The organism is Vibrio superstes, from assembly GCF_003569005.1.
In the GTDB taxonomy this organism is placed as follows: Bacteria; Pseudomonadota; Gammaproteobacteria; order Enterobacterales; family Vibrionaceae; genus Vibrio; species Vibrio superstes.
In genome coordinates this window covers 928870-950505 of the sequence record NZ_BCUR01000001.1, presented here as the reverse complement: position 1 = coordinate 950505, position 21636 = coordinate 928870, and the positions used below count along the sequence as shown (strand labels likewise).

Annotated in this window: 21 protein-coding genes and 2 pseudogenes; 7 read left to right on the top strand and 16 right to left on the bottom strand. The window is 45.1% G+C overall.

The annotated features are described in order from the left end of the window. Positions 1 to 130 precede the first annotated feature (130 nt). A complete protein-coding gene (locus D5I41_RS04080; protein ID WP_119008629.1) occupies positions 131 to 478 on the top strand; it encodes a DUF4156 domain-containing protein in 348 nt (115 codons plus the stop codon). Here D5I41_RS04080 and soxR read toward each other — a convergent pair. Genes soxR through D5I41_RS04065 form a run of 3 tightly spaced genes read right to left on the bottom strand, consistent with a single transcriptional unit; the run spans position 475 to position 2446 of the window. Beyond that, positions 475 to 966, bottom strand: a complete 492-nt coding sequence (gene soxR / locus D5I41_RS04075) for a redox-sensitive transcriptional activator SoxR (RefSeq protein ID WP_208639141.1) — start codon at positions 964 to 966, stop codon at positions 475 to 477. The two genes, D5I41_RS04080 and soxR, sit on opposite strands and share 4 nt — an antisense overlap. 56 nt (positions 967 to 1022) lie before the next feature. After that, on the bottom strand, positions 1023 to 1253 hold the full coding sequence (locus D5I41_RS04070) for a hypothetical protein (RefSeq protein ID WP_119008628.1): 231 nt from the start codon (positions 1251 to 1253) through the stop codon (positions 1023 to 1025). Next, complete coding sequence (locus D5I41_RS04065) at positions 1250 to 2446, bottom strand: iron-containing alcohol dehydrogenase (RefSeq protein ID WP_119008627.1); 1197 nt, start codon at positions 2444 to 2446, stop codon at positions 1250 to 1252. The genes D5I41_RS04070 and D5I41_RS04065 overlap by 4 nt, the downstream gene beginning before the upstream one ends. A 266-nt stretch (positions 2447 to 2712) precedes the next feature. Between D5I41_RS04065 and D5I41_RS04060 the strand changes: the two genes are divergently transcribed. Together D5I41_RS04060 and curA are read left to right on the top strand one after the other, a co-directional pair. Beyond that, a complete protein-coding gene (locus D5I41_RS04060; protein WP_119008626.1) occupies positions 2713 to 3948 on the top strand; it encodes a cytochrome-c peroxidase in 1236 nt (411 codons plus the stop codon). Positions 3949 to 3999: 51 nt separating this feature from the next. After that, the gene (gene curA, locus D5I41_RS04055) at positions 4000 to 5028 is read left to right on the top strand and encodes an NADPH-dependent curcumin/dihydrocurcumin reductase (RefSeq protein ID WP_119008625.1); all 1029 of its coding nucleotides are present in this window, start codon (positions 4000 to 4002) and stop codon (positions 5026 to 5028) included. Positions 5029 to 5109: 81 nt separating this feature from the next. Here curA and D5I41_RS04050 read toward each other — a convergent pair whose 3' ends face one another. The 3 genes from D5I41_RS04050 to D5I41_RS04040 form a co-directional block, all read right to left on the bottom strand. Next, positions 5110 to 5745 carry an RpiB/LacA/LacB family sugar-phosphate isomerase gene (locus tag D5I41_RS04050; protein WP_119008624.1) on the bottom strand — a complete coding sequence of 212 codons (636 nt, stop codon included), beginning with the start codon at positions 5743 to 5745 and terminating at the stop codon, positions 5110 to 5112. A 142-nt stretch (positions 5746 to 5887) separates the two neighbouring features. After that, on the bottom strand, positions 5888 to 6649 hold the full coding sequence (kduD, locus tag D5I41_RS04045) for a 2-dehydro-3-deoxy-D-gluconate 5-dehydrogenase KduD (RefSeq protein ID WP_119008623.1): 762 nt from the start codon (positions 6647 to 6649) through the stop codon (positions 5888 to 5890). A gap of 407 nt (positions 6650 to 7056) precedes the next feature. Beyond that, on the bottom strand, positions 7057 to 7434 hold the full coding sequence (locus tag D5I41_RS04040) for a VOC family protein (protein WP_119008622.1): 378 nt from the start codon (positions 7432 to 7434) through the stop codon (positions 7057 to 7059). A gap of 184 nt (positions 7435 to 7618) precedes the next feature. On the opposite strand from D5I41_RS04040, the pseudogene D5I41_RS21620 reads away from it, so the two are divergent. After that, positions 7619 to 7714: pseudogene (locus D5I41_RS21620) on the top strand (NAD(P)H-dependent oxidoreductase); the annotation flags it as partial. 113 nt (positions 7715 to 7827) lie between these two features. Here D5I41_RS21620 and D5I41_RS04030 read toward each other — a convergent pair. Beyond that, the gene (locus tag D5I41_RS04030; RefSeq protein ID WP_119008621.1) at positions 7828 to 8760 is read right to left on the bottom strand and encodes a polysaccharide lyase family 7 protein; all 933 of its coding nucleotides are present in this window, start codon (positions 8758 to 8760) and stop codon (positions 7828 to 7830) included. A gap of 335 nt (positions 8761 to 9095) precedes the next feature. Next, positions 9096 to 10001 (bottom strand): LysR family transcriptional regulator, encoded by a 906-nt coding sequence (locus D5I41_RS04025; protein WP_119008620.1) that lies wholly within the window; start codon positions 9999 to 10001, stop codon positions 9096 to 9098. A gap of 120 nt (positions 10002 to 10121) precedes the next feature. Between D5I41_RS04025 and D5I41_RS04020 the strand changes: the two genes are divergently transcribed. Further along, positions 10122 to 11066: an NAD(P)H-dependent oxidoreductase gene (locus tag D5I41_RS04020; RefSeq protein WP_119008619.1), complete on the top strand. Its 945-nt coding sequence runs from the start codon at positions 10122 to 10124 to the stop codon at positions 11064 to 11066. 247 nt (positions 11067 to 11313) lie between these two features. Here D5I41_RS04020 and cyoE read toward each other — a convergent pair whose 3' ends face one another. Genes cyoE through D5I41_RS04000 form a run of 4 tightly spaced genes read right to left on the bottom strand, consistent with a single transcriptional unit; the run spans position 11314 to position 14517 of the window. Further along, positions 11314 to 12210 carry a heme o synthase gene (cyoE, locus tag D5I41_RS04015; RefSeq protein WP_119008618.1) on the bottom strand — a complete coding sequence of 299 codons (897 nt, stop codon included), beginning with the start codon at positions 12208 to 12210 and terminating at the stop codon, positions 11314 to 11316. After that, complete coding sequence (locus D5I41_RS04010; protein WP_119008617.1) at positions 12207 to 13256, bottom strand: COX15/CtaA family protein; 1050 nt, start codon at positions 13254 to 13256, stop codon at positions 12207 to 12209. The genes cyoE and D5I41_RS04010 overlap by 4 nt, the downstream gene beginning before the upstream one ends. 23 nt (positions 13257 to 13279) lie before the next feature. Continuing rightward, positions 13280 to 13840, bottom strand: coding sequence for a redox-active disulfide-containing membrane protein (locus tag D5I41_RS04005; protein ID WP_119008616.1), 561 nt, complete (start codon positions 13838 to 13840; stop codon positions 13280 to 13282). Between the two features lie 2 nt (positions 13841 to 13842). Then, positions 13843 to 14517, bottom strand: coding sequence for an SURF1 family protein (locus D5I41_RS04000; protein WP_235868852.1), 675 nt, complete (start codon positions 14515 to 14517; stop codon positions 13843 to 13845). A gap of 67 nt (positions 14518 to 14584) precedes the next feature. Between D5I41_RS04000 and D5I41_RS03995 the strand changes: the two genes are divergently transcribed. After that, positions 14585 to 14806 (top strand): DUF2909 domain-containing protein, encoded by a 222-nt coding sequence (locus tag D5I41_RS03995; protein ID WP_119008614.1) that lies wholly within the window; start codon positions 14585 to 14587, stop codon positions 14804 to 14806. 101 nt (positions 14807 to 14907) lie between these two features. Here D5I41_RS03995 and D5I41_RS03990 read toward each other — a convergent pair whose 3' ends face one another. The 4 genes and pseudogenes from D5I41_RS03990 to coxB form a co-directional block, all read right to left on the bottom strand. Then, positions 14908 to 15783: a cytochrome c oxidase subunit 3 gene (locus D5I41_RS03990; RefSeq protein WP_119008613.1), complete on the bottom strand. Its 876-nt coding sequence runs from the start codon at positions 15781 to 15783 to the stop codon at positions 14908 to 14910. Then, positions 15780 to 16400 carry a cytochrome c oxidase assembly protein gene (locus D5I41_RS03985; RefSeq protein ID WP_119008612.1) on the bottom strand — a complete coding sequence of 207 codons (621 nt, stop codon included), beginning with the start codon at positions 16398 to 16400 and terminating at the stop codon, positions 15780 to 15782. Before D5I41_RS03985 ends, D5I41_RS03990 begins: the two co-directional genes overlap by 4 nt. 17 nt (positions 16401 to 16417) lie before the next feature. Further along, positions 16418 to 17977: pseudogene (gene ctaD / locus D5I41_RS03980) on the bottom strand (cytochrome c oxidase subunit I); the annotation flags it as partial. A 68-nt stretch (positions 17978 to 18045) separates the two neighbouring features. Further along, complete coding sequence (gene coxB, locus D5I41_RS03975) at positions 18046 to 19242, bottom strand: cytochrome c oxidase subunit II (RefSeq protein WP_119008610.1); 1197 nt, start codon at positions 19240 to 19242, stop codon at positions 18046 to 18048. Positions 19243 to 19577: 335 nt separating this feature from the next. Between coxB and D5I41_RS03970 the strand changes: the two genes are divergently transcribed. Beyond that, positions 19578 to 21179 carry a mechanosensitive ion channel family protein gene (locus D5I41_RS03970; RefSeq protein ID WP_119008609.1) on the top strand — a complete coding sequence of 534 codons (1602 nt, stop codon included), beginning with the start codon at positions 19578 to 19580 and terminating at the stop codon, positions 21177 to 21179. Positions 21180 to 21636: the final 457 nt, after the last annotated feature.

The following is a 21636-nucleotide window of genomic DNA, read 5'->3' as shown; positions in this document are numbered from 1 at the left end:
ATACTTTAATAAATCACAAAGCTCATGCAAAAGAAATCAGTTAAACAATTGAATTTAAATGGCTCCTCGTTAACAATTCATTGAGAAAACTGAATTCAAAGTCGATTAAGTCGGTTAATTAAGGGAAATCATGAAGCATTGGTTGGCGTTGGGAGTTTCGATGGCTTTGGTGGGGTGTACTTCGCCAGAAATAGCGCTGATGCCAGAAGCAAAGAACGTGCAAGTTCGCACTAACAATGCACCATTGGTAAGAAACTGCGAATGGGTTGGAGAAGTAACAGGCAGTGAAGGGCATTGGTATTCTTATCTTTTTTACCCCAATGATGTACTTATCCAAGGGGCAATTAATGAGATCAAAAACAATGCTTACTTAACTCAAGCAAATACGGTCGTTTTACTTAGCCCTCACTATTTCAAGACGTCAGCAACCTTTGTGGGTACTGCCTACAATTGCCCACCAAAGCCACCTCAAGATTAAGGTCTGTTGACCCTAATCTCCGTCTTTGGCGAGCCATCGATTAGGTATCTAGCTCCCGTTCCTTGCGCAGACGCGGTATCTTCTGGGTTGAATAACTTGCAACTTTTTAACGACAAGCATCCACAGCCAATGCAGCCATCTAGGTTATCTCTTAGTCGCTGCATCTCGAGTATCTTCTGATCTAAGGATGCCGCCCACCGCTTGGACATTCGAGCCCAGTCTTTTTTGGTTGGCTGTTTATGATTAGGCAGGGTTTTCAGTGCAAGTTTGATCTCATCTAAACTCACCCCTATTTGTTGTGCCGCCTTAATAACGGAAATAACGCGAATGGTGCTAGCAGGATAACGCCTTTGATTGCCTTCTGTTCTGATGCTTTCTATCAGCCCTTTACTCTCGTAAAAACGCAAGGCCGACGTAGCAACCCCGCAACGTTTGGCCGCCTCACCTACCGTGAAAAAACGTGTATTCAAAGTCAATAACACCCCCATAAACTTTAAGTTAACTTTAGCTTTCAATTGAAGTTATAACAAGCGTGGCTATAGACTCAAGAAGGGTCGCTGTCTTCATTTTCATCATCCAATGCCTTTGCCGCATCACGCACAGCCCACACACAAAGCCCCATCATGGTAAACGGAATAGCAGCAGCGACATATTCAACCCACCCCATTTTTGCTAATACCGGGGTCAAAATGATGTGCCCAAAGATAGACAAAAAAGCTACAACTAGCATTGCACCAATGATTCTAATTTGACTCTTATGACTCTTGGTTGTCATTTGTCCATCCTCTTGACTAGTCCTTTCAACATGTTCTGGCACTGCACTTCACTCATTTCAACAGGCACAGGGTAATTACCAAACGCCTCATCAATAGCCTGCTTCGCTATTTGAGAAATGTCCGCAATTTTTAGCTCCGCAACAAAGTCAGGAATACCCAATTGCGTAAGTAATCCCTCGACTTTCTCTATAAACGCTAACGCATTTTCTCTATCGCTATCTTCCATGGTGCAACCTACAGCCCTGGCCAGTGAGGCTACTGGTTTGGGGTCTGTTGTTGCAATAAACCTTAGTACCGATGGCAATACGATGGCGTTCGCACGACCATGAGGAATATGATAGAAAGCACCAAGTTGGTGAGCCACAGCATGTACATAACCAATGTAGGTTCGGGTAAATGCAAGACCAGCTTCATAACTAGCTCGTGCCATCTCTTGCCGAGCATTTAGATTATTGCCATCCTTTACCGCTACCGACAAGTACCTAAAAATGCGTTGAATTGCTGAAATAGAAAGCTGTTTAGAGTAGTTGTTTGCATAACCACTGATATAGGACTCTATGGCGTGGGTAAGCGCATCCACCCCTGTTTCCGCGGTAATTTGAGGGGGCAGACCAACTAGCAAATTGGGGTCTAAAAGAGCGATCTTTGGGACAATAAAGGGATCGGTAATTGCCCATTTCTTTCGTGCTTGATGGTCGCTGATCACGGCTGCCACTGTACCCTCTGAACCCGTCCCCGAGGTCGTTGGAATGGCAATCACTGGATAAATAGGTCTACGCACTCTCATTAACCCAAGAAGCTTACTCACATCTTTATTGGTCTTTGTGCAAGCGGAGATCGCTTTAGCACAATCAATCGGTGACCCACCACCAATCGCTACAATGCCATCACAATGATTTTCCACAAACTGACGGACTCCATTTCGCACAACCTCAAACCCTGGGTCTGGGTCCACATCATCGAACAGAGAAAAAGAAATCTGAGCTTCACGCAGAGGCGTTCGTATCGAATCAACAACACCCAACTTGACCAATACCTTATCTGTTACCACCAAAGGGTGACGAATGCCAAGTGATAGGCAAAGCTCTGCGATTTGACTAACCGCACCCTGACCCTCCACTAGCTTTGGTTCAGGAATTGGCAGCATCTTCAAGAACGGTTTTTTAACACTGACTATAATCTTGTGAAGCATAAACCTATCCTTGGTCGTTCTCGCCGATCAATCGTGTAATTAGCTGTATATGAGTATTCTATCAATCGTAATAATTACCTGACCATTCTTACATGCTAAAAACCTCGATACTGTCGTTAAAATAGTGATGTTACGTAACTTGTTATAAAAATTAAGTAAATCGCTTTTTTCTGAGGTAACACAGCAAGAAAAATGGCTTCTTTACGTTGCTTTACACTAGCGTTGTTATGCTTACGCCAGCGTTTTTCTTAGATAGGTGGGGTATCATGCTACAGCGGTTACTTACTATTGGGCTAATCATGGGTCCAGTTATGGTGTTGAGCGCATGCAATGACAGCGACAACAGTGATGGTATTGATGACAATATCTCAAACTCTAATGGCACAGAGCCTTCTCTTCCATCCGAGCACTTTAATTACGCCAGTATCGAGCTTCCCTCCCATTTAACTCAAAATGATTTTCCCGACCGGTTTCAGTTTCAACATGCTGCCATTGATTTTGATAATACTCCCAATGACAACCCCATTACGGATGCAGGGGCCACGCTCGGACGAGTACTCTTTTACGACAAAAAACTAAGTGCCAACGGAAGCGTTGCTTGTGCCTCATGCCATCAAGCCGAGCATGGATTTTCAGATACCAATGTATTGAGCACTGGCTTTAATGGTGAATCGACTCGCCGCCACTCTATGAGTTTGGTTAACGCAACGTTCTACTCCAGTGGCAAGTTCTTTTGGGATGAACGCGCAAGTAGCTTAGAAGAACAGGTGTTAATGCCCTTTGAAGACCCTATAGAAATGGGGCTGATTCTTGCTGAGTTGGAAGAAATAGTGACAAACCAAACCTACTATCCTCCCCTTTTCAATGATGCATTTGGGGATGACACTATCTCAAGTGATCGCATCGCAAGAGCCCTTGCTCAGTTCATCAGAAGCTTAGTAAGTACCACCTCGCGTTACGATATCGCACGCAGCGAAGTATCTTCCCCCGTAGTGGACTTCCCAAGCTTTACCGAGCAAGAAAACTTGGGAAAAGACCTCTTTATGTTACCTAGAGAGCTTGATGATGGTAGCTCTGCCAACTGCGTAGGTTGCCACGTCACAGAAGCCTTTCTAGGCCCTATTCCTGATGGCACAGGAGGCACAACCGATTCAACCAATAATGGTTTAGATGCGGAATCGACTAATGACTTGGGTATTATGGAAACCACAGGAGAGCGACGAGACGAAGGAAAATTTAAAGCTCCGTCTCTTCGCAATATCGCCGTCTCTGCGCCATATATGCACGATGGACGCTTCGATACGTTACAAGGGGTCATAGAACACTACAGTAGCGGCATTCAAAGTCACCCTCGCCTAAGCGCTCCTTTAATCGATTCAGAGGGAAACCCTATCAGGTTCAATTTTAGTGAGGAGGAAAAGGCGGCTTTAGTTGCCTTTCTCAACACACTAACCGATGATGAGATGCTCAGCGATGAGAAATACAGTGACCCGTTTGACTAGGGTCTGTTGACCTTTTGCGATTAAATTGTTGATTACCCACAAGGAATATTCATGACCTCAACGAACCGCCAACTCGTTCTCGCTTCACGCCCAATTGGCGCTCCAACCCTAGATAACTTCCGCCTACAAACCACCAATTTACCTAGTTTGGAAGACGGTGAGATATTGCTACGAAGCGTCTATCTCTCATTAGACCCTTACATGAGAGGAAGAATGAGTGACGCAAAATCCTATGCTGACCCTGTCGCAATTGGTGAGGTCATGGTGGCGGGTACGGTATGCCAGATAGTTGAATCTAAGCACACTGAATTTACTGTTGGTGAGTGGGTACTCGCTTATAGCGGATGGCAAGACTATGCAACATCTAATGGCGAAGGGCTCATCCGGTTGGGCATGAATCCAGAAAACCCTTCTTATGCACTGGGTGTAATGGGCATGCCTGGCTTTACCGCCTATATGGGGCTACTCGATATAGGCCAACCTAAGCCAGGAGAAACCGTTGTTGTTGCCGCTGCGACTGGCGCAGTGGGATCGATGGTAGGGCAGATTGCGAAGATCAAAGGGTGCAAAGTCATTGGCATCGCTGGCGGTGAAGAAAAGTGCCGCTTCGCTGTAGATACTCTTGGGTTTGATGCTTGTATCGATCACAAAGCCGATGACCTTGCTGAGCAACTAGCCAATGCATGTAGCAACGGTATCGATGTCTATTTTGAAAACGTTGGCGGTAAGGTCTTTGATGCAGTAATGCCTTTGCTAAACACTTCAGCTCGGGTTCCTCTTTGTGGCCTGATCTCTCAATACAATGCTACTTCTCTTCCTGATGGCCCAGACCGTCTTTCCATGCTCATGGGACAACTGCTCGTGAAGAGAATCAAGATGCAAGGCTTCATCATATTTGATGATTACGGTCACCGTTACCCTGAATTTGCTCAGCAAATGAAGGCTTGGCTAAGTGAGGGGAAAATCACTTACAAAGAGCATCTTGTTGAAGGACTTGAGAACGCACCGGAGTCTTTTATTGGTCTACTTGAAGGGAAGAACTTCGGCAAATTAGTAGTGCAAACTAACCAGCCAGTTTAACCGCTCTTTCTATGTTCCATCCAGAAACAACAAAGGCCAGCTGCAAACACAGCTGGCCTTAATTTTTGGTAACTCTAAGAATTAGTCGATTAGAGAGCGTACGTACTCTGCAATCTCTGAATCTTGGCAGTTTGAGAAGAAGCACTCTTGGAATTGAGCACTCCCTACTGCTTGCTTCACTAGCTCTTGGTCGATTGCACGTAGAGAAGAAACCACATCTTTACATACTGCAGATTTCACTTCGCTTAGGATAGCGGCGTTTGCTTGTTGAGGCGCTGCACGCTCAATTGGGTAACCTTCACCGCGAGCACCCGTAAATGCTTTTTCGAAGATGTAGCGAACGTTTAGCTCACCCGCCCAACCAAAACCTTTCGCGAATGCTAGAGAAATCGCATTGCCGTTGTTGATTTGGTTGAATAGGAAAGCATCAGATGGCTCTAGGCAGTAACCACAAACCACACCTGGGTGTAGGTTGCTTGCCATCAATGCACCTTGACCTGTACCACAACCCGTTACAACGAAGTCTACAGCCCTAGAGTTAAGAAGGATGCTAGCCATGATGCCAAGGTGGATGTACGTTAGGTGATGATCGTTTTCGTCAGTCATACCAACGTTGAATACGTCATGACCAAGACCGCCAGCAACATTGTTCAGCTCTGTAGCAACCATTGCATTTTTAGGTGCTTGGCTGTTTTCCATCATAAGTGCGATTTTCATTGAATACTCCTGCAGTAGACTGCAATAAATTAATCTAATTATAAGTCTTGGGCTGAAGATACGCTGTAATGAGCACATCCTCTCGACACACGGCTATTTATCTTTGAACTATAGCCTGGCCCGAATTTGTCCTGTGTAACGGTTAGCGAGATAACCAACCGCCATCGACGGCAATGGTGTATCCGTTAACATAATCTGATGCGGCTGAAGCCAAGAATACGCAAGGCCCTGCTAGGTCTTCCGGTTTGCCCCAACGGCCCGCAGGAATGCGGTCAACAATTTCTTTGTTGCGCTTTTCGTCAGCGCGCAATGCATCTGTGTTATTGGTTGCCATGTATCCCGGAGCAATAGCGTTCACATTGATATTGTGACTCGCCCATTCGTTAGCCATTAAGCGTGTTACACCCATTACACCGCTCTTCGACGCCGTGTAAGAAGGCACGCGGATGCCGCCCTGGAATGAAAGCATAGAGGCAATATTGATGATCTTACCGCCTTCTCCTTGAGCAATCATTTGCTTAGCAACGGCTTGAGAAAGGAAGAACACTGATTTTACGTTGACGTTCATCACGTCATCCCAGTCTTGCTCAGAGAAGTCGATAGCATCATTGCGGCGAATAATGCCTGCGTTGTTTACCAATACATCAATACGACCCAGTTCAGTCACTGCGCGATCAACGATGTTAGGAATATCATCTGTTTTAGAAAGATCGGCGCGAACATCGATAAACTTGCGACCCAACCCTTCAATCTTTTGCTTTGTTTCCGCAGGATCTGATTGGTTCACACCAACAATGTCACAGCCTGCGCTCGCAAGACCAACAGCCATTCCTTGACCAAGACCCGTGTTGCAACCGGTAACGATGGCAACCTTGCCTTGTAGGCTAAAAGAATCAAGAATCATGTAGGTTCCTCAAAAGGTATAGGGTTTTAAAAGAGGTCATCTCTCTGATGCAGGATACTATAGCAATTTTTGAAACTGCATTTCAATTTAAATTGAAATATAATTTCATTTAATTATGATGGGAGTCTTATTTTTAAAAATTAGAATCAAAGACCACTGCGCCCAGAATCTCATCGAGCTTCAAAAATCGTAATTCGGTAGGCACTAAAGAGATAAAAATTACGACATTTATAGGTAGTCGGGAACAAAAAAGGACTACCTAAGTAGCCCCATATGAAGAGATTTATATGAAACTCCGTACAGCCGAATCATATGGCCGGTGCGGTTTCATTCGACGATGTCTCATGGCAGTCATGCTTCTAGAGTGGGAGCAAAACAGACTCAAAAGGTCAACCACTCCCTGTAGATTACATAAAGTGAGTAGCACAAATCTTGTTGCCAGACGGGTCGCGTAAATACGCCATGTAAAGCTTGGTTTCAGAATTGCCGCGAACTCCTGGTGGTTCCTCACATTCAGAGCCGCCATTTTCTAGTCCCACCTGATGCCAACTATCCACGAGCTCGACACTTTCTGCTTTAAAACCGATAGTCATTCCATTGCCGTAGGTTGCTGGCTCCCCATCTATAGGTTTAGTAAGACAGAAAACACCATTTTTAGAGAAATAAAAGCAACGTCCTTTCTCATCAATATTTCCCGCTTGATACCCTAGAGTCGTTAACAGAGCATCGTAGAATTGCTTTGATGCTTGCATATCGTTGGTTCCAATCATTACGTGACTAAACATACGCTTCCTTACCGTTTCATGAATACTTAATGTGCAGCAATAAATTACCCTAGTCTAGTTTCCTAATGTGAAACTATAGAAAACTTATGTTTCACATTAACCACATGTTCCAATACATAGCGTTTCATACCCGAAATAACTTATCGAATACTCGACATCATCAATCAAAAGGACACGACGTAAGGTAAGCGTTGTCACTGTGCAAGACGAGATCATCACAGATGAGCAGTTAGCGCACTTTGAGTGGGCAGATAACGTTATTCCCCAGTCGCCGATTCATAGAGAAATTAAAATGAGAGGCCTAGCACTGTAAGCCAAACTTGTAGAGAGGATAAATAAAAGGCCTGAAAATACTATCAAGCCTTGAGTATGGTCCAACTAAATTAAACTTATTTAGTCATGTGATACTTGTAGATCGTAAAATGTTACTGATGCACGCTCATCAGGGGCGCCAGAACGGTTCACGTGATAAAGACCTGCTTTGAAAAACATATACTGTTCACCATCGTCATAACCACTATCTGACATATCTACCACTTGCACTACATCATCTTTACCATCGCGACGAATCGTAACCGTTAATTCATTCTCAACAGTTTTGATTTGATAACCCCACCTTTCTCCAAGCTTGATACCATCGGTAGGCTCAATAACCTCACCGTCTTGCGTGTAGTAATCGGGCACATTATTACCAACCAAGGGGTATGTGGTTTCTACACCGCCATTGGTTTCATGAACAAGCCAAACCGAGCCTTGGTCATGGTTTGGCATTTTGCGATAGTAAAGCTTTGCTGGTTCGTCATCATTTGCATGAATTTGTCCAACAATCACTCGGCCCTGTTGCCAAACTTCACCGCCTTCAGCAACCTGATCGACAGAAAGAACGGCGTCCATAGTGCCGTTTACACCAGACGCGATCTTTTGTGCTGATTCTGGAGATGAACCAAATACCCAGTTATTTTTATTGATTGCTCGTTTACCATCGGGACCGACACCATAAGGTTCTATGCTGGTATCACTACAACGACCCATTTCATGTAATTCACTGCGCGTGTAAGTTGTGTTTTTTGATGTTGTCACACCCTTTACCGGAGAGCTAAATACAACACCATCACCCGCTTCGTTCACATAAAAGTTATCAGAATCGACAAAACCACTAGTGAGGACTTTTTCTTCTACTGTTGTGGCAAATCCATTTTCGGCTTCTACTGGAATAGAGATCTTCCAACAAGATAAATCTAGAATGTCAGCTGGCGTTTTTTGAGCCGCAAAAACAGGTGACGCTAATAGGGCTAGAGCAGCCGATGTAAGTATTGTTTTTTTCAAAAGGGGGATCCTCTTTAACAAAAAGTAAGCGAAGGCTTCTTTACGTAATTAAGAGGAGTATTTATAACCGTAGCGACTCAACATAAACAACTAGGAGGCTTAGGAGTTGTGATATGCAACCCTATTTGTATTATCATATTGCATGATGATTTGAAGTACTTCACATATACTAATACCCAAAATAATCAATGAATTAGTCTCGACTAAAAGCGAGACTGTAGTAATACCAATCGTACTAAATAACTGGTCATCCTAGCTTAACTTCGGGCTTTGTCGCAGCAGTAATTTAAGTAGTTAACATGTGACGGTAGCGTTTTATAGGCAGAAATTAGACATCATTTTTTGTTTGATATTTTCTCTATTAGATGATCGATTAATACTCTAACACGTCGGATTTTCTGGCTATTTTGCACGTAGTAGAGGTGCATTCCAGGGTAACTCGCCCATTGATCTTTCAGTAAGGGAATGAGCTCGCCTCTATCAAAATAAGGCTTTACGCACGGCTCTATAATACTGCTTATTCCTACGCCTTTAACTGCAGCATCAATCTCTAGATCAGTATCGTTTACTATCATTGCGCATGGCATTTCAACCGTTACCCTTTGCCCATCTTGGATTAACTCGAGAGGTGCAAGCTGATTGGAGGTGATGTATCGATACTGCACATACTTATGCTTCTTTAGCTCCTCAATGGATGTGGGAGTTCCGTATTTTTTAAGGTAATCACTGGAGGCAAACAGTGCCCCTTTCATTGGCTCAGTCAATTTTTTTGCAACCATATCAGGCTGTACCTTGTCGCCAAAACGTATCCCTAAATCGAAGCCTTCTCTAACAATATCCACCGCAGCATCCGATACAGAAATCTCAAGCTGTATATCAGGGTATTGAGCACAGAACTCAGCGTAAATTGGACACAGATAAACCTGATAAACGAAGCGAGGAACCGTAATACGTACAATCCCTGATGGCGTTTCACTGAGCTCATTGACACTTTCAAGGGCATTACTGAGTGAGGATAGGGCTTCTTTGGTTCTCTCGTATAAAAGAGCCCCTGCATCGGTAAGATCCATGCGCCTAGTTGAGCGATTGAATAGCGTGAGTCCGACGTTTGTCTCTAAAAGTTTTAGCGACTGACTCACGGTAGGTGCCGTCATTTCGAGCTTTCGAGCAGCACCGCGGATACTGCCTTCTTCTACTATGGTTTGAAATGCAACTAACTGATTGTATGTGGTTCCCTTCATCGCTTGCTCTATTGTTAGATTTAAACTAATTAAATAATAGAATAACTAGCACTACACACACAATGAGTAGAGACCTAGAATACTCGTAATTCAAGTGTTAATCCTTTACGGAGTAGAGCAATGAGCAAGGTTTTAGTTATTTCTGGTCACCCAAATCTAGATTCTTCTTACACAAATAAAGTGATCCTCAAGCAAGCAGAGAACAATGTGCACGACATTCAAGTGCGCCGTCTCGATACACTTTATCCCGACTTTCGAATTGATGTTGAGGCTGAGCAACAAGCTTTGTTGGAAGCCGATGTAGTTGTTCTGCAGTTCCCGTTTTACTGGTATTCAATTCCTGCACTACTCAAAAAGTGGATTGACGATGTTTTCAGCTATAACTTTGCTTGCGGCTCAAAGGGCGACAAACTGAAAGGAAAAGATTTTTTGCTTTCATTCACCATTGGTGGCCCAAGCGAGTCATACGATCCGCTAGGTTATAACCACTTCAGCATTGAACAGCTTTTGATGCCACTTCAACAAACTGCATATCTCGCAGGAATGAACTTTCAAAAGCCACTCTACAGCCACGGTATGGTATTCATTCCTGGTGTTTATAACACCCAAGAAGGTGTAGAAGCTAAGGCTTTAGAACACAGCAATATGCTTGTATCACGTATTAATGCACTGGTTGATTCCACCGAGAATCGCGTCAAAAAACTGGTTAAAGCATGGTTTGAGAAATTTGACGTATTACCAGAAACAGGTGATTACTTTGTTGAGTCCCTATCGAAGGATGTCACTTGGATCGCACCTGAGGGAGAGTTCAAAGGCCATGCAGGATTTAATGATTGGTATCAAACGGTCCGTGGTGTTTTTAAACCTGACTGTCAGCATATTGTTGAGAACGTACAAGTGTTTGAAAATGAGGGTGACATCAAGGCCGAGCTAAGAATTCGTCTGATAGCTGATACGTTTAGCGGCGAGTCCATTAACCTACTTGTCAATGAGAAATGGGACTTGGTTGATGTTGATAGCAAGTTAGTAATTACTCGCTATCTTGTTGAGCCAGTGCAAGGTTAATAATTCGTTTCGTTGTTCTCAAAGAGCCTTAATGAGGCTCTTTAGTTTGATCTGGTGAAGAGATCCCCGATAAAAACATTCGGGGATGACAAATTTTTTACCTTGGGGACCTACTCTAGCTCAAACTAGAGTGAAATGAAAAAATCAAAAGGTTCAGACGTCTCCGAGGTGTTTTCCGGGCTGACGTACCACCGGGCTGGCCTGCCAGATAACTTGAGAGGCATTTAAGTAAGGCTAGCACCTTACCCTACAAATAATGGTCCACCAGCAAGGCGACAAACAACAGCATCAGGTGATAAATAGAGAACTTAAACGTCTCCATTGCCTGTTTGCTATCAGCTTTGTATTTCAGCTTCCAAGCGTGGTAGATAAAGCCAGCACTCAAAATGGTTGAGCTAGCTAGATAGATTTGACCGCTCATACCCACCAGAACCGGCATAGCACACACTAGTGCTAACAGGATGGTATACAGCAAGATACTGGTTTTGGTGTATTCCACACCATGCGTAACGGGCAACATTGGGATATCGGCCTTGGCGTAGTCATCTTTGCGGTGGATAGCCAGTGCCCAGAAGTGTGGTGGTGTCCAAATGAAGATAATCATGACCAGTAGCCATGCATTGGCATGTAATTCACCCGTCACCGCTACCCATCCAAGAAGAGGTGGCATAGCACCTGCAATGCCAGCGATCACAATGTTCTGAGGTGTAGCGCGCTTGAGATACATGGTATAGATCACCGCGTAACCTAATAAGCTAGCAAAAGTAAGCACGGCAGTTAACGTGTTTACCCACGCTATCAATACGGCAAAGCCGACAACACCAATAGAGGTCGCAAACAAGAACACCTTAGCAGAGGATAAGTCGCCAGATGGTAAAGGACGCTTGTAGGTGCGCGCCATGATGGCATCGATACGCTGATCAATAAGATGGTTAAACGCTGCCGCAGAGCCAGCCATCAAACCAATACCTAGTAAACCAAGCAGGGATTGCTGCAATGGCAACGCACCGGGCATCGCAAGGCACATACCCACTACGGCGGTAAGCAGCATTAAGGCGACCACCTTAGGTTTGGTTAATTGATAGTAGCTTTGAAGAGTGCTTCTGGTTCTAACTAGTGTCTGCGAACCTGCAAGATTACTCATACTGAATACTCCCTTTCAGAATCATGAGTCGATGAATTTGAGGCTGTTACTCTCGCCCATACATAATGATTAGTTGCGACTAGGGTAACCAACAGCAATGCAGCTCCGAGGTTATGCATTACCGCATTGATAAGTGGAAGATGAAAGATAACGTTGGCAATACCCAGCCAAACCTGAACAGCAAGGCCGAAGCCAATGGCTCTTACATAGATTCTTGCCGATGGTAGCGAGCTGCGCCACAGTAATACCATCAAAGATAGCAAGGCGGAGGTCGTGATCAGCGCCCCTACCCTATGTGTAACATGTATGGTCATTCTCGCCCCGTAATCCAGCACCCCAAACTCGTAATCTTCAAAACCGGTTTGAATAAAGTTAAAGGCATTGCCAAAGTCGAGATGATTCTGCCAGTCACCCTGACATATAGGTAAAGAGGTACACATCAGGGCGGCATAATTGGATGATGTCCAACCTCCAAGCATGATCTGAAGGAGCAAGACCCCAGTAGCAAACACGGTAAACCCACGTAGCGTGAACAATGATGAATGAGGGAGATTTATCGAGGGTTGCGGGGTGTTTCTTAGTCGGCACATAAGCAAGGCAAGTAAGCTAAACAGCGTAAACCCGCCCAGCAAATGCAGCATGACAATCACAGGCATAAGCTTCAGCGTCACCGTCCACATGCCAAGAGCGGCTTGTGCAATGATCACTGCGCTTAATACGATAGGAAAGGCTTTGCTAGTTGCAGAGCTTTTCCAAAGAAGAAAAGAGAGGGCGAATACCACTAGGCCTAACATGCCCGCAAAATAACGATGTATCATTTCTAACCATGCTTTATGGGTTTCCACGGCTCGCTCAGGAAACAGTTGTTCTGCCTTAGCGATCTCTTCGGGTTGCATTGGTACTGCTATTTTCCCATAACACCCTGGCCAATCGGGGCAGCCAAGCCCTGCATCGGCGAGTCGAGTGTAAGCACCTAGTGCAATCACAACAAAAGTCATTACTAAGGCTAGCCAGGTCAATCTTTGTATTGAAATGCGTCCTTGCATATCGTTTCCTCGCATATTAGTCGCTATCCGACTCGTGAAAGCTTAAGGATTTTTCGTACGTCGGCGATAAGCCCCTTATTTTGCGCCACCAGCGTATTCTCTTCAGCCTGCGGATAACGCATTACCCACTGCCCTAGTGGGTCGACTAGCAAGTAATCTTGAGACTCAACGGGGACAGACTGCGAGTTCAACTGCAAAATAGGGTAATTAGATTGGTTTTTCGCAAGCCAAGATTTATCCGCTGTTTCTGACACATATAAAGTGACCACTACTCGTTCACTGTACGCTCCAAGAGCAATATAGCTCTGGTTCAATAAGTGCCATCTTTGCTCACACACTTGATCGCACTTATCAGGAACAATAAAGGCCAACTGCCAAGCATCGGCAACAGGGCTCACAAGACCCGCGGATTCAAAGGTGAACCTAGGCTCAATAAGCACACCTTTATTCGTGACCCCTGACTGATACCATCCTTGATTTAAAATCAAGTGAGCGGCAACCACTGGTAAAGCAAATATCAGGATCAAAGCCAGTAGCTTAAGCCGTCCCTGTTTTTGCTGAGGATAAATCGCTTGGCTTTGCATAGTCATTCCTTCACTTTCCTCTTTCTTACCACAAATAAGACAACGAGCAGGGCATAAACCGCGGCCATACCAAACCATTGAAACGCATATCCAAAATGCTTCTGTGAGGTCATTGGGTAGGGTGACCAAATCTTCGGCAGATCATTATTTGGCAAGACGTACGGCTGAAGAACAAAATCAAACAAGGGAGTATCTAACACCTTAGATAACTGTTTTAGATTAAGGTTTTGAATACGAATGCCCTCTAGCATTTGTTCTTGCATCACATCACTGCTTAATGGGTTGATGCTTCGCTGATACACCTGCCCGACTATATTTTGCGCTGTTTCAATACCATTGACTCTTGGTAGTCGGTCTCGGGTAGAAGGCGCCACAGCAAACCCTAACTCAACCAATAATGTTTGTTTTTCACCCTGAAAATAGACAGACATGGGTTGCAGTACGGTATACCCAACCCTTCCCTCAACCGTCACATTATCAATGTAAATTAGAGGGATACTTTCTGGTTCAACATCTACCTGCAAAGGGAAACCGGTAAGGGTGAATTCACTGTCTATCTCTGCTAACTGCTCAATTACCATAGGTGTCATCTGCTCCCTATCTTGCAGTTGTTGCTCAAGGAGTAACTTTTCTTCTCCACGAGACAATTGCCAGAAGCCCAATTTGACCAGAACCAAAAACAGAACCACAGTTAAGACAGTCGCTACTATCCAAAGAGCTTTTTTTGAAGACCTAGGAGACCTGATGTCACCACTGCTGTTCAAATTAATCATCATCCTGTTACTGCTATTTATTATCTTCAACCTTGCTCTAGCAATGGTACATATGGTGCGAGAAGAGCCTGATTCGAAGGTGCCTATGAGTCGTTATCTTGGTCGCCGTGTTGCGTTATCTGCTGTTGTTATCCTGTTTTTGATCCTAGCGTTGAAGCTGGGATGGGTGGTGCCTAATCAGCGCCCTTATTAGGGTTTCCCCAAAGTTTGAGTCTGTCCTTGTAACGAGTAGGTCCTCGATAGGGGCGCTCGAGGATGACGTATTAATATTGGCGCAGTCCGAAGTCAGATTCCCTAAATAACATACACAAAGATGAATAGGCATAGCCATACCACATCGACGAAGTGCCAATACCAACTTCCTGCTTGAAAGCCAAAATGGTCTTTAGGGGAAAAGTGGTCTTTGCTGATTCTAAATAGCAGTACGATCAAAAATATCGTACCTATGAATACATGCATCCCGTGGAAACCGGTCAGCAAGAAGAAGGTGTTGCCATAGATGCCCGATTGTAGGGTGAGTCCCATATCTTGATAGGCGTGGATATACTCCTCGGCTTGGAAGAATAAGAAGAATCCGGCCAATACTATGGTTAACTCCAGCCACACCACTAACGCCATTCGCTTGTTCTGCTCAAGACTAACGTGCGCCATATGTAACGTCACAGAAGAGAACAATAAGATAACCGTGTTCTTTAGCGGAAGACCTTGCCAACCCATGGCTTGCGTTGTATCGCCCCCAGGAGTCAAGGTCAGCGGCCACATGGCCTCGAAGGTCGGCCACAATACTTCGTTGGTCATGACGTTGTTGTCTGCCCCGCCTAGCCAAGGCACAGAGAACATTCGTGCATAGAAGAGTGCGCCAAAGAAAGCACCAAAGAACATCACCTCAGAAAAGATAAACCAACTCATGCCTTGTCTAAAAGAGCGGGCTATTTGTGCGCTGTAATAGCCTGAAAGTGATTCTTGAACCACATTAGTGAACCAACCTGCCAACACCACCAACAAACCAACAAAGCCAATCGCTAATAGCCAAGGGCCTAATAAACCACCATCATTCATGGTCTGAACGGTCAGTCCTGCTCCAACTGCAACAAAAAACAATGCGAAAGCAGCCACTAAAGGCCACTGGCTTTGCGCTGGAACGTAATAAGTTTCGTGCTTGTCACTCATAACGCATCTCCTTGCGTGTCATGTGTCTGCGCCAATTGCTCCGATACAGCCAATTTTTCTGGCACAGCCAAGGCAGCGAGTTTTTGGTCACTATCGTCAACTCTGTCACTGATGTCGTACAGCGTATAAGACAGCGTTAGCGTATGGATAGAGTCTGGTAAGTCATGTTCTACATAAAAAATCAACGGCAGCTCCGCCTTTTGCTTAGCATTGAGCGGTTGTTGATTGAAACAGAAGCATTCAATTTTATTGAAGTGTGTTGCCCCCAAACCTGGAGACACGGAAGGTACCGCCTGAGCTACTAGCGCAATTTTTGATTCGTTGGTTGCTATGTAGGCTGTGCGAATTATCTGTCCTGGATGAACCTTCATCACCTTAGATTGAGGTTCAAACGTGATAGGTAAACCCGGCGGTATGTGCGAGACAAACTCGACCTTTATGGTTCGTGATTCGTCCACTTGCATAGTCTCTGGTTCTTGCACAGCTACGGTAGACGTTTTGCCGTTAATACCCAGCTGCTCGCAAAGGATGTCGTACAAAGGTACTAGGGCAAAACCAAAGCCAAACATAGCGACGGTGGCGCCACACAATACCAGTGTTAGCTTCTTATTCGACATTCCCTTGCTCATAACACTTAGTCCACTTTAGGGGGCGTTGAGAAGGTATGATGCGGTGCAGGGCTTGGCACAGTCCATTCTAGACCTTCTGCTCTTTCCCAAGGCTTAGCCGGAGCCTTTTCACCACCTCTGATGCACTTGATAACCACCCACAAGAAGATCAGCTGTGATAGCCCAAATGCAAAGCCGCCAATGGAAACTATCTGATTCACATCTGCAAATTGGATAGCGTAATCAGGGATCCTGCGTGGCATACCCGCTAATCCCAGAAAGTGCATAGGGAAGAACAAGACATTCACCGACACAATCGATGTCCAGAAATGGAGTAAGCTCAATTTCTGGTTGTACATATTGCCAGTCCATTTCGGTAGCCAGTAGTAGGCCGCTGCCATAATAGAGAAAACTGCTCCCGACACTAATACATAGTGAAAATGTGCTACCACGAAATAGGTATCATGGTATTGAAAATCAGCTGGGACTATCGCCAACATCAGCCCAGAAAAACCGCCTATGGTAAACAGCACGATAAAGGCAATCGCAAACAACATTGGCGTCTCAAAGGTGAGCGCCCCTCGCCACATGGTGGCTACCCAGTTAAATACCTTCACCCCTGTAGGCACCGCTATCAGCATGGTGCAATACATAAAGAATATTTCGGCAAAGACCGGCATCCCTGTGGTAAACATGTGGTGAGCCCACACTAAGAATGACAGTAGTGCGATTGAACAGGTTGCGTATACCATTGAATGATAGCCAAACAACTTCTTGCCACTAAATGCCGGTACGATCGCGGAAACAATACCGAAGGATGGCAAGATCATGATGTACACCTCTGGGTGCCCAAAGAACCAGAATATATGCTGGAACATCACGGGATCGCCACCACCGGCAGCATCAAAAAAGCTAGTACCAAAGTATTTATCCGTGAGAACCATGGTTACTGCACCAGCTAGCACCGGCATTACCGCTATCAACAAAAATGCGGTAATTAACCAAGTCCACACAAACAAAGGCATCTTCATTAGCGTCATACCAGGGGCTCGCATATTGAAGATAGTCACGATGACGTTAATCGCCCCCATGATGGAGCTGATACCCATAATGTGAACCGAGAAAACGAACAGTGCGGTGCTATCAGGACCGTAGGTCGTCGACAAAGGTGCGTAGAAGGTCCAGCCAAAATCAGGGCCACCACCCGGCATGAACAGCGAGCTTAACAAGATTAAGAATGCAAAAGGCAGGATCCAAAAGCTCAAATTATTCATTCGTGGAAGGGCCATATCTGGCGCCCCTATCATCATAGGGATCATCCAGTTAGCAAGGCCGGTAAAGGCTGGCATGACTGCACCAAAGACCATCACTAAGCCATGTACGGTAGTCATCTGGTTGAAGAATTGAGGATCAACGAGTTGCAAACCCGGTTGGAACAATTCAGCGCGAATAATCATTGCCATTGCGCCACCGGTGAAGAACATGATCAAACTAAACCATAGATACAGTGTTCCGATATCTTTGTGGTTAGTTGAGTAGATCCAGCGCGCTAATCCTTTTGCAGGTCCATGGTGATCATGATCGGCACTGCCACCAGCATGAAGATCATCGGTAGCAGTACTCTCATAGGTAGAGGTTTTATCGAACTCTTTCATCACTCACCCTCCGCATTCATTTGTGTACTGACATCGGAAGCTTGCACTACATCACCAGTATTATTATCCCAAGCATTGCGCTCATAGGTGACGACGGCCGCGATTTCTTCAGCGGTCAGCTGAGTGCCAAATGCCTGCATCGCTGTTCCACTCACACCGTTGACGATAATGTCGATATGACCATTCACATCCCCAAGCACTACTGCGCTGCCTTTCATTGCAGGGAACACATTAGCGACACCTAAGCCATTACTCTGATGACAGACTGCACAGCGACCTTCGTAAACGTCTTTACCCAACGCCATCAGCTCATCCATGCCCAAGGTTTTTTCTAGGGCTTTCTGCTCTTCGAGTTTGGCCACCGCCAATTCTTGTTCCTTGTTCGCTATCCACTCATCAAATTCTGCAGCCTCGACAGCTTGAACTACGATAGGCATAAAGCCATGATTGCGACCACACAGCTCTGCACATTGCCCGCGATAGATTCCCGGTTTATCGATCTTGGTCCATGCCTCATTGATGAATCCCGGGATAGTGTCCTTTTTCACTGCAAAATCAGGCACCCACCAAGAGTGAATCACATCATCAGACGTCATTAAGAAACGAATTTTTTTACCGATAGGAAGCACCAAGGCATTGTCTACCTCCAGCAGGTAATGTTCTCCCTTTTCATCGGTACCCTCAATTTGTTCATTACTGGTGGAGAGATAACTGAAGAACTCAACGTCGTGGTCAAAATAGCTGTAGTGCCACTTCCACTGTGAACCGGTGATCTTAACTGTGATATCAGACTCGCTGGTGTCTTCCATCTCAATCAGAGTTTTGGTCGCGGGAATAGCCATACCGATAAGAATAAGAATTGGAATAACGGTCCAGATGATCTCGACCTTAGTGCTCTCATGGAAGTTAGCGGCGACTGCGCCTTTGGACTTTCGATGCTTGATAATGGAGTAGAACATCACTCCAAATACCACAACCGCTATCGCAACGCAGATATAGAAAATAAGCATGTGCAAGTGATACACCTTGCCGCTTATCTCCGTTACACCTTGGGTCATATTGAAGGAAGACTCAGTATTTTCAGCCGAGACGGTGCTTGGCACGCTGACTAGCGCCCCAAAACACAAGCTGAAAAACCACGCGCGTAGCCGATCGACTACTCTCACGAATGATCGCATTACTTTATGGTCTCGCATTAGGCGTATCACCCTCCTGGTGAGCCAATGTTGAGGCCGGAATCTACCCAGCTCATCAGAACATTTGAACGTCAATGCATATCTGAACGACAGAGGTCAGGTATGCGCACCCTAAAAGATTCTTCACACTCGCGTTAGGTTGTCTTTGCAACCCTACGATACATTCTTGTTATATTTATGTTAATAAATGCTAGTTTAGATTGGATAACAATCAAGAAATCAGTGAAATTCGCTGTTATTGCTCAGCGAACAGATCAAAGTTTAACTATACTCCCAGCTAGGGTAGCTCATCTGTAACCTCATATTTTTTATAACAATTCCAAAGAGATCTCATCATGCGTAAAGGATTACTACTGCTCATTTTTCTGTGCAATATCTTTGCAAGCATTGCCATAGCAGCTGATACCAGCCATTTGTTAAAACAACAACAACAGTTTACTGCTCAGTTAGAAAAGATTGAGGCAGCAAAGGGAGAGCAAGCCCTTTTTCTTGAAGACGTATTGCGTCGCAAGAACGCTGTGCTTAGGGATAGCATTTCAAACCTAATCGCGCAGTCTCCCGACTCAAAAGAGTTAAAGACTCTTGTCCCAGCTCAAGCAAGCATGCTCCAAGCGCTGATTGTTCATGCGGATAAACAAGCGGAAACTCTGTTTAGTCGCACTCGAGACGCGGATGCTACTGAAAAGGCGGAATACCAGTTTTTAACTCAGCAAAGGATCAGTAGTGTTGATATCTATTACACCGAGCTCGCGACGACCTTTAGTTGGGCTAAAACTCTAGGAATAGAGTTGGATGAAACCCTCTTCAAGCAAGATCTTCAAGAACGTAGTGAGGTGCTATACGACATCGTTATTTATCTAGATAGTCGCAAAAAGGCACTCGATGAGCGGATGAACTACACCATTGAGGCGGATAAAGCGGATCTAGAAAAACAAATTTTTGCCCTTGAGCAGCTGCAACGTTTCTTACTCTCAAGCATGAACAACACAGTAACTCTTATGTCTGGGTTTGGGTTGGATGTGACCGAGTATAAGCAAACCTTATTTGCCATGACAGGTGACATCAATGCAGACGTGCTAGATGTGAATGTAGCATTTGGTTTACTCAGTGAATGGCTTGACTCATTTAAAGACTGGGCGCTAGATAACTCGCCGTCACTGCTTGTTAAGCTACTGGTGTTCTTGGCGATACTCTGGGTCACTCGCATTTTGTCTAGGTTGGTGGCAAACCTAGTAAAGAAAAGCGTATCACACTCAAAAATGGACTTTAGTGTGTTGATGCAGGACTTTTTTATCTCCATCGTTGCTAAAGCCGTCACCTTCATTGGCTTGTTAATCGCTTTATCCCAGGTAGGCATCAACCTTGGTCCACTGCTCACCGGTTTTGGTGTTGCTGGTGTCATCATTGGCTTTGCATTGCAAGACACTCTTTCTAACTTTGCTTCAGGGCTCATGATCCTTATCTACCGCCCATTTGACGTGAAGGACTTAGTTCAGGTTGCTGGCATTCAAGGCAACGTCAGTCATATGAGCTTGGTATCAACTACAATCCGTACCCTAGATAACCAAACCCTAGTGATTCCAAACAATAAGATTTGGGGTGACGTCATCAACAATATGACCTCAGAGCGTGTCCGCCGTGTCGATATGGTGTTTGGTATTGCGTATTCCGATGATTTTGATTTTGCGAAAGAAATTGCGATCAAGGTTCTAGAAAACCACGATAGAGTACTTAAAAATCCTGAAATGAATGTACGTGTACACACGCTAAACGAGTCATCCGTTGACCTAATTGTCCGCCCTTGGGTAAGAACCGACGACTACTGGGATGTGTACTGGGACGTAACCGAAGAGATTAAACGCCAGTTTGATGCGAACGGCATTACTATCCCGTTCCCTCAAAGAGATGTGCATATTTTCAAGACTGAGAATTCGTAGCAATAATACACCGTCGTCTCCAAATCTACACCGTCGTCTCCGAAGTCTTTTCCGGGCTGGCGCACCAGTCGGAGACCTCTTCAACTATAGAGCTATTTAGATCCCCGATAGGGGCACTCGGGGATGACTGTTTTGATTCAGTGATGGGACGTTTTGGTTCAATGACGGTACGTTTTGGTTCGATGATAATACGTTTTGAGTCAGAGATTATTAATATAGTGAAGCATTGCACTCCATTTACACCGTCGTTTCCGAGGTCTTTTCCGGGCTGGCGTACCACCGGGCTGGCGTACCACCGGGCTGGCGTACCAGTCGGAGACCTCTTCTAATGCTGAGCTACTTAGATCCCCGATAGGGGCACTCGGGGATGACTGTTTTGAGTCAGTGATGGGACGTTTTGGTTCAATGGAGGTGCGTTTTAATTCAATGATGATACGTTTTGAGTCAGAAGTATTAG